This is a genomic window from Actinoplanes oryzae (assembly GCF_030757795.1).
Classification (GTDB): Bacteria; Actinomycetota; Actinomycetes; order Mycobacteriales; family Micromonosporaceae; genus Actinoplanes.
In genome coordinates this window covers 1-6,258 of the sequence record NZ_JAUQWH010000285.1, presented here as the reverse complement: position 1 = coordinate 6,258, position 6,258 = coordinate 1, and the positions used below count along the sequence as shown (strand labels likewise).

Annotated in this window: 7 protein-coding genes; all 7 read right to left on the bottom strand. The window is 67.5% G+C overall.

Annotated features, from left to right (window positions below; genetic code table 11):
- On the bottom strand, positions 1–614 hold a 614-nt coding region (locus tag RBH18_RS42660), incomplete at its 3' end, for a transporter substrate-binding domain-containing protein (RefSeq protein WP_306216226.1).
- A 21-nt stretch (positions 615–635) separates the two neighbouring features.
- Positions 636–1,346, bottom strand: a complete 711-nt coding sequence (locus tag RBH18_RS42655) for an ABC transporter ATP-binding protein (RefSeq protein ID WP_306216225.1) — start codon at positions 1,344–1,346, stop codon at positions 636–638.
- The gene (locus RBH18_RS42650; protein WP_306216227.1) at positions 1,336–2,091 is read right to left on the bottom strand and encodes an ABC transporter ATP-binding protein; all 756 of its coding nucleotides are present in this window, start codon (positions 2,089–2,091) and stop codon (positions 1,336–1,338) included. Before RBH18_RS42650 ends, RBH18_RS42655 begins: the two co-directional genes overlap by 11 nt.
- A 131-nt stretch (positions 2,092–2,222) precedes the next feature.
- On the bottom strand, positions 2,223–3,350 hold the full coding sequence (locus RBH18_RS42645) for a branched-chain amino acid ABC transporter permease (protein ID WP_306216224.1): 1,128 nt from the start codon (positions 3,348–3,350) through the stop codon (positions 2,223–2,225).
- Entirely contained in the window at positions 3,347–4,297 is a 951-nt protein-coding gene (locus RBH18_RS42640) for a branched-chain amino acid ABC transporter permease (protein ID WP_306216223.1), read from the bottom strand. Before RBH18_RS42640 ends, RBH18_RS42645 begins: the two co-directional genes overlap by 4 nt.
- Before the next feature lie 79 nt (positions 4,298–4,376).
- The gene (locus RBH18_RS42635) at positions 4,377–5,546 is read right to left on the bottom strand and encodes a branched-chain amino acid ABC transporter substrate-binding protein (protein ID WP_306216222.1); all 1,170 of its coding nucleotides are present in this window, start codon (positions 5,544–5,546) and stop codon (positions 4,377–4,379) included.
- 196 nt (positions 5,547–5,742) lie between these two features.
- A partial coding sequence (locus RBH18_RS42630) for an ANTAR domain-containing response regulator (protein ID WP_306216221.1) occupies positions 5,743–6,258 on the bottom strand: 516 nt, incomplete at its 5' end.

The window sequence follows — 6,258 nt, the reverse complement described above, 5'->3', positions numbered from 1 at the left end:
GACTGGTACTGGTCGATGGTGATGGCCTTCTTGCCGCCGTCGGTGCACTTCTTCGACTTGGCGGTGATGTCGTCCAGCTGCACCGTGCCGACCTGGACGGCGACCTTCTTGCCACAGGCGTCGTCCGGGCTGATCGTGGCGCCCGACTTGGTCGCCCACTGGGTGCCCGCGGAGAAGTACGAGATCATCGTCGACTCCTTGAGGCGGTCGGCGTTGATCGTGAACGACGAGACGCCCACCTGGTACTTCTTCGACACGACCGCCGGGATGATCGCGTCGAACTTCGCCGACTGCCACTCGGTGGTCAGGCCCAGCTTCTGCGCGACGGCGTTGAACAGGTCGACGTCGAAGCCGACCACGGTCTTGCCGTCGGTGTCGAGGAACTCGCTCGGGGCGTACGTGGAGTCCGTACCGATGACGAGCTTGCCCGCCGCCTTGATGTCGGCCGGCACCTTGTCCGCCAGGCTCGTGTCGGCGGACGCCGAGGGCACCGGGGCGGTGCCGCTGCCCGGCTCGTCGGAGGATTCCTCGCCGCAGGCGGCCAGCGACACGGTCATCGCGGCCGCGACGGCCACGCCGAGGATCGCCCGGCGGCCAGTAGTGATGCGGAACATGTCCACTCCCTAGTGTGGGGGTCAGGCGACGCCGAGGTAGGCGTCCTTCACCGAGGGGTCGTGCAACAGCTCGGCGCCGGTGCCGGACTTGACGATGCTGCCGGTCTCCAGCACGTACGCCCGGTGCGCGCGCGACAGAGCCTGCTGGGCGTTCTGCTCGACCAGCAGGACGGTCGTGCCCTGCTGGTTGATCTCCACGATGATGTCGAAGATCTGCTGGATGAGCATGGGTGCCAGGCCCATCGACGGCTCGTCGAGCAGCAGCAGCTTGGGCCGGCTCATCAGCGCGCGGCCCACGGCGAGCATCTGCTGCTCGCCGCCGGACATCGTGCCACCGACCTGCTTCTCCCGCTCCTTGAGCCGGGGGAACAGCGTGAACGCCCGGTCGAGGTCCTCGTCGATCTCGGCCCGGTTGCGCCGCGTGTAGGCCCCCATCTCGAGGTTCTCGCGGACCGTCATGCCCGGGAAGATCCCCCGGCCCTCCGGCGACTGCGAGACCCCGCGCACGACCCGCAGGTCGGCGCGCATCTTCGTGATGTCCTCACCGTCGAAGATGATCTTACCCTGGGCGACCGGGCGCAGTCCCGAGATGGCCCGCATCGTCGTCGACTTGCCGGCGCCGTTGGCCCCGATCAGCGCGACGATCTCCCCCTGCTCGACGGTCAGGCTGATGCCGTGCAGGGCCTGGATCCGCCCGTACAGCAGGGTGATGTCCTGCAACTCAAGCAGCATCGGTCGGGACCCCCAGGTACGCCGCGATCACCTTCGGGTCGTCCCGCACCTCGGCGGGCGTACCCTCGGCGATCTTCTTGCCGAACTCCAGCACCACGATCCGGTCCGTGACGCCCATGACCAGCCGCATGTCGTGCTCGATGAGCAGCACGGTCACCCCGGTGTCCCGGATCCTGCGGATCAGCTCGAGCAGCTCCGCCTTCTCCGCCGGGTTGAAGCCCGCCGCCGGCTCGTCCAGGCACAGCAGGGTCGGGTCGGTCGCCAGCGCGCGGGCGATCTCCAGCCGGCGCTGCTCGCCGTACGACAGGTTGCGGGAGACCTCCCCCGCGCGGTGCTCGATGCCCACGAAGCGCAGCAGCTCGAGCGACTTCGCCCGGCCCGAGTGCTCTTCCTTCCAGAAGCGCGGCAGCCGGAACAGGGCGCTGATCACGCTGGTCTTGTGGTGCGCGTCGGCACCGACCATGACGTTCTCCAGCGCGGTCATCTCCGGGAAGAGCCGCACGTTCTGGAACGTCCGGGCGATGCCGCCCCGGGTGATCTCGTGCTTCTTCTTGCCGACGATCGACTCGCCGCGGAACCGGATCGCCCCGGAGGTCGGCCGGTAGACGCCGGTCATCGCGTTGAAGCACGTGGTCTTGCCGGCGCCGTTCGGGCCGATCAGACCGAAGATCTCGCCCTTGCGCAGCGCGAAGCTGACGTCGTTGAGCGCCACGACGCCGCCGAAGCGCAGCGTGACGTTCTCCATCTCCAGCAGCACGTCGCTGTTCGTGTCCGCCGGCTTGTCCGCCGGCGCGCCCGCCCCGGTCGGCGCGGGCCGGTCCACCGGCTTCGCGTTCGCGTCGTCGGCTTCCTGCGGCGTCTCGATGTGAGGCTCGCTCACTGGGGAGCCACCTCCTTCTCACGGTCCTTGAGCTCCATCGCCCGGCGACGGCTCGGGATCAGGCCCTGCGGCCGGAAGATCATGATCGCGATGATCACCGCACCGAAGATCGCGAACCGGAACCCGAACAGGTCCGTGTGCCAGATCGGGTCCTCGATGCCGCGCAGCCGGTCCGGGATGTACGAGATCAGCGCGCCGCCCAGGATCGCCCCGAAGATGTTGCCGGAGCCACCCATGACCACGCCCGCCAGCACCAGGATCGAGAACTGCAGCTGGAACGTCTGCGAGTTCATGAAGCCCTGCTGCCCGGCGAACATCACGCCGCCCAGGCCGCCGATGAACGCGCCGATCGCGAACGCCCACAGCTTGTACTTGATCGTCCGCACGCCCATGATCTCGGCGGCTTCCTCGTCCTCGCGGATCGCCAGCCACGAGCGGCCGACCCGGCTGCGGTCGAGGTTGCGCACCGCGAAGATCACCACGATGATCACGGCCAGACCCAGCCAGTAGTACGGCGTCGCGTCCGCCACCCCGAAGATCGGCTTGCCGTCGGAGTAGGCCCCCGGCGGGTGCGGCAGGTCCGAGAAGCCCCGGTCGCCACGCAGCGTCTCCGAGCTGGTCGCGAAGATGCGGATGATCTCCGCGAAGCCGAGCGTCACGATCGCCAGGTAGTCACCGCGCAACCGCAGCGTCGGCCAGCCCAGGATCAGACCCGAGATCATCGTGACCGCCAGCGCGACCGGGATCGCCGCCAGCCACTTCCACTCGGTGTGCAGCACGCTGTCCGGCGACGTGAACAACGCCACCGTGTACGCGCCCACCGCGAAGAAGCCGACGTACCCCAGGTCGAGCAGGCCGGCGAAGCCCACCACGACGTTCAGGCCGAGCGCCAGCAGAACGTAGTAGGACATGTTGAACAGGGCGCTCGGCCAGTCGATGCCCTCGGTGATGATCTGCGGCCCGATGACCGGGATGTCCCCGGCATAGGGCAGCAGCACCGCCAGCACCGTGAACGCGATGCCCAGCAGGACGCGGACGACCAGGCTCTGCCGGCCGTACCAGCCGCGGACGCCGCCGTTGCCGCGCCAGCTCGTCTTCTTCTGTGTTTCTGTTGTAGTCGTCATGCCCGGGCCCTCCCGAGAGACTCACCCAGCAGGCCCGTCGGGCGGACCAGCAGGATCAGGACCAGCAGGACGAACGACGCGGCGTGCAGCCACTGCGTACCGAACAGGCCCGCCGCGTAGTTCTGCAGCACACCCAGCAGCAGGCCGCCGAGCAGCGCGCCCCGCAGGTTGCCGATGCCACCGAGCACGGCCGCGGTGAACGCCTCGATGCCCAGCAGGAAGCCGGCGTCGAACCGCGTGACACCGATCTTCAGGTCGTACATGACGGCCGCGATGCCGGCCATGAGACCACCGATGAGGAACACCAGCGCGATGACCCGGCTCTTGTTGACACCCATCAGGGCGGCACTGTCCGGGTTCTGCGCCACGGCCCGGATGCCCCGGCCCAGGCGCGACCGGTTGATGAAGCGGTCCAGCACGAACATCATCACGAGCGCCAGCACGATGATCAGAATCTGCAGGTTCGTCACATGCATGTTGCCGATCACGAAGACGTCGGCCGGGCGGATCAGTGGCGGAACCGCCTTGATGTTGCGCTGGGTGATCACGCCGACGGTCTCGGAGATGAACAGCGAGGCACCGATCGCGGTGATCAGGAACGCCAGCGGCGGCGCGTTACGCCGGCGCAGCGGACGGTACGCGACCAGCTCCACGCCGAGCGCGGTCAGGCCGGAGACAACGATGGCAGCCACCAGCCCCAGCAACAGGAAACCGATGACAGCGATGACACTGGGGGTAGCCGAGTTCTGGTCGAGCCCGAAGAAGCCCCACACGACGAGACACGCGTAGGACCCGAGCAGGAAGACCTCGGAGTGAGCGAAGTTGATCAGGCGAAGCACGCCGTACACCAGGGTGTAGCCCAGGGCGAAGAGCGCGATGATCGCTCCCTGGGCGAGACCCGTGATCGTCAGCGGTCCGAAATCCTGGATCAGACCGGAAAAATCCACAAGGGGCTCCTGAAACGAAGAGGTCGGTGCGGCCGGAGATCATCCGGCCGCACCGGCCCTACAGCGAGTTACAGCGGAATCAGGGGGTGACCTTCACCTCTTGGTCCGCGACCTGGTTGCCCGTTGCGTCGAACTTGAACGTCCACACCTTGATCAGGCTGGGGTCCAGCTCACCGGTCTCGGTGAACTTGTAGGTGTTCGCGATGCCCTGGTAGTTCACCGTCGACAGGAAGGTGTTCATCTTCTCCGCCGTGGTGTTGCCGGCGTCGATGCCCTGCAGGTAGATGTTCGCGGCGTCGAAGGCGACGTCCGAGTACGTACCGGCGTCGACGCCCCACTTGGCCTTGTAGTCCGTGACGAACGTGCCGCCCGCCTTCTCCGGCGGCGAGCACGGGCAGGTCACGATCGTGCCCACGGCGGCGGCGTTACCGGCGGCCTTGGCCAGGCCGGCGTCCTTCATGCCGTCGCCACCGACCAGCGTGCCCTTCCAGCCCGCGGCGGTCAGCTGCTTACGGATCAGACCGGCGTTCTGGTAGTAACCGCCGTAGAACATCACCGTCGCGCCGCTGCTGACGACCTTCTGCACGACCGCCGAGAAGTCGGTCTGCTTGCCGTCGGCCTCGGTCTTGTCCGAGTTGACGACCGCGCTGCCCAGCGTCTTCTTCACGATGTCGGCCAGGCCGGCACCGTACGCGGACTGGTCGTCGGCCACGAAGACCTTGGCGGCCTTCAGCGTGTCCTTGATGTACGCCGCGGCGGCCGGACCCTGCGAGTCGTCGTTCGCCACCGCGCGGTGGAACGTCTTCCACCCGTTGGCCGCGAGCGAGACCCGCGTCGCCGAGGGGCTGATGGTCGGGATGCCGGCCTCTTCGAAGATCGGGTCGGCGGCCTCGGACTCACCGGAGAACGGCGGACCCACGATGCCCAGGATCTTCTTGTCGGCGACCAGCTGGCGGGCGACACCCGGCGCCACGGCCGGCTCACCCTGAGAGTCGAACTTCGCGACCGTGATGCAGTCGGAGCCCTTCTTCTCGTTGTACTGGTTGATCGCGAGCTCGAAGCCCTGCTCGATGTTCACGCCGAGGTTCGCCGACGAACCCGTCAGCGCGCCGAAATATGCGAGCTTGTAGCCGCAGTTACCGCCGCTGGCCGAGTCGTCATCGCCGCTGCTGCTGTTACAAGCAGCGGCGCCGGCGACGAGGCCGATCACGGCCAGGCCGCTGATGGCTCGTGCGAAGACCTGCCTCAAGGTTGGAACCCTCCTCCATACCGAACCCGTCGAGCCACCGCAGGTCGATTGGCACTTGCGCGCCGCCCCGCCCCCACTGCGCCCGTCATGGGGCGGGACGTTATCCCACCCTCATGTTCAGAGGTAAGAGTTCACTCGGGCATTCACCGAACCGTTACGTGCGGTGATCCCCGTACGGAGAAGGTGTAACAACCAATCAGGACGCAGGCGTGTCCTCACCCTCCGCAAGGATGCGATCGGCGACCTCACGCATCGTCATGCGGTGATCCATCGCCGTCCGCTGGATCCACTTGAACGCCTGCGGCTCGGTCATCTGATACTTCGTCATCAGCTCGCCCTTGGCCCGCTCCACCGACTTGCGCGTCTCCAGCCGGTCGGTCAGCCCCGCCACCTCCGACTCCAGCGCGGAGATCTCCGAGTAGCGGGAGAGCGCGATCTCAATCGCCGGCACCAGGTCCGACTTCTGGAACGGCTTCACCAGATAGGCCATCGCCCCGGCCGCCCGCGCCCGCTCCACCAGATCCCGCTGGCTGAACGCGGTCAGAATGACCACCGGCGCGATCTTCGCCCCGGCGATCCGCTCGGCGGCCGCCAGCCCGTCCATGATCGGCATCTTGATGTCCAGGATCACGAGATCCGGGGTCAGCTCCTCGGCGAGGCGCACGGCGGTCTCCCCGTCGCCGGCCTCCCCGACGACGTCGTACCCCTCCTC

Coding starts and splice junctions, on each gene's coding strand:
- RBH18_RS42655 (WP_306216225.1), bottom strand. CDS start 1,346: ATGCTGCTTGAGTTGCAGGACATCACCCTGCTGTACGGGCGGATCCAG.
- RBH18_RS42650 (WP_306216227.1), bottom strand. CDS start 2,091: ATGGAGAACGTCACGCTGCGCTTCGGCGGCGTCGTGGCGCTCAACGAC.
- RBH18_RS42645 (WP_306216224.1), bottom strand. CDS start 3,350: ATGACGACTACAACAGAAACACAGAAGAAGACGAGCTGGCGCGGCAAC.